1 protein-coding gene is annotated in these 2,099 nt (G+C 64.2%); it reads left to right on the plus strand.

The window, feature by feature from the left end; genetic code table 11:
• Positions 1–164: 164 nt before the first annotated feature.
• Positions 165–1,997 carry an ABC transporter ATP-binding protein gene (locus QMX78_RS21195; protein ID WP_282273393.1) on the plus strand — a complete coding sequence of 611 codons (1,833 nt, stop codon included), beginning with the start codon at positions 165–167 and terminating at the stop codon, positions 1,995–1,997.
• Positions 1,998–2,099 lie beyond the last annotated feature (102 nt).

The raw sequence follows: 2,099 nt of genomic DNA on the forward strand, positions 1-2,099 counted from the left end.
CGGCAGATGGACTGTCAGTTTGCAGTTGATAAGGGGGCGGGAGCGGTATCGGCTTCGCGGCTGACGCCGCTCCCACTACCAGACAGTTCCACATCGCCTAGACAGGCACAACACAGGCCGCGATGGGACAATCGCGGCCTGTTCTGGTTTTACAGGCCGTGGCGATGCTGCGCTGGTTCGAATCCCTGATTCCCGTTTTTCCGCCCCTGGACACCCGCACGCCGCCGCGTGGTGTGGTGCGCTTCTACCTGCATTACCTGCGCCCGGTCTGGCCGGTGCTGCTGGCCACGCTGGTCGCTGGCCTGTTGCTGGCCTTGGTGGAAGTGGCGATGTTCGATTTCCTCGGCCGCATCGTCGACATGCTTGCTGAAGGTTCTGGCAATGGCTTCTTCCAGCGCCACGCCAGCGAACTGCTGTGGATGGCCGCCATCACTCTGCTGGCGCGTCCGCTGCTGGTGGCCCTGCACAACCTGCTGGTCAACCAGTCGATCGTGCCAGGGCTGAGCAACCGTTCGCGTTGGCTGATGCACAACCACGTGGTGCGGCAGAGCCTGAGTTTCTTCCAGAACGACTTTGCCGGCAGCGTCGCCAACCGGGTGATGCAGACCGGTACCTCGCTGCGCGAGTCGGCGGTGCAGATGGTGGACTCGCTGTGGTACATCGTGGTCTACACCGGCAGTGCGTTGTATCTGTTCGCGCAGGCTGACTGGCGGCTGATGCTGCCGTTGGCAGTCTGGTTGGTGGCTTATGTATGGATTGGCGTGTATTTCGTGCCACGCATGAAGCATCGTGCGTGGATTGCATCGGATGCGCGTTCGCGGGCGATGGGCCGTATCGTCGATGGCTATACCAATATCGCCACGCTGAAATTGTTCGCACATAGCGGACACGAGCAGCGCTATGTCGCCGAGGCCATCCAGGAGTTGGTCGAGAAGCACCGTGCGCAGACCCGCATCACCACCGGCCTGGAAATGGTCATCGCCATCCTCAATGGCTTCCTGATCGTCGGTACCTGTGCACTGGCCTTGTGGCTGTGGCAGGACAGCCTGATCAGCGTGGGTGCGATCACCCTGGCGACCGGTCTGGTGATCCGCATCCACAACATGTCCGGCTGGATCATGTGGACCATCAACGGCATCTTCGAGGACATCGGCACCGTGCAGGACGGCATGGAGACCATCGCCCAGCCGCTGAGCGTCCAGGATGCGGCCGATGCCAAACCGCTGCTTGTCACTGCTGGCGCGGTGGATTTCCAGAACGTGCACTTCCATTACGGCAAGCGCGGTGGGGTGATGGCGGGATTGAACCTGGCGGTGAAGCCGGGCGAGAAGATCGGCCTGGTCGGACCTTCAGGTGCCGGCAAATCCACCCTGGTCAACGTGCTGCTGCGTCTGTACGACCTTGAGAGCGGCAAGATCCTGATCGATGGGCAGGACATCGCCCACGTCACCCAGGACAGCCTGCGTGCGCAGATCGGCGTCGTCACCCAGGACACCTCGCTGCTGCATCGCTCGATCCGCGACAACCTGCTGTATGGGCGTCCGGATGCCAGCGAGGAACAACTGCGCGCCGCCGTTGCCAAGGCACGCGCCGAGGGCTTCATCGATTCGCTGGTGGATGGGCAGGGGCGGCAGGGCTATGACGCCCATGTCGGCGAGCGCGGGGTGAAGCTGTCCGGTGGCCAGCGCCAGCGCATCGCCATCGCCCGGGTATTGTTGAAGGACGCGCCGATCCTGATCCTCGACGAGGCAACATCGGCGTTGGATTCAGAGGTTGAGGCGGCGATCCAGGACAGCCTGGATGAGCTGATGGGCGACAAGACCGTCATCGCCATCGCCCACCGCCTGTCGACCATCGCACGCATGGATCGACTGGTGGTGATGGATCAGGGTCGGATCGTTGAGACCGGCACGCATGCAGAACTGGTCGCAGCGGGTGGACTGTATGCGCGGTTGTGGGCGCGGCAGACCGGTGGGTTTGTGGCTGCCGAGGGCTGATGCCCAAGGCAGCGGTTCTCTGGTAGTGGGGGGGGCGGGGGGGGGGGGGGGGGGGGGGGGGGGGCCCCGGCCCGCCCGCGCCGGGCCCGCCCACCCCCCCCG

The organism is Stenotrophomonas sp. PS02298 (assembly GCF_029959445.1).
In the GTDB taxonomy this organism is placed as follows: domain Bacteria; phylum Pseudomonadota; class Gammaproteobacteria; order Xanthomonadales; family Xanthomonadaceae; genus Stenotrophomonas.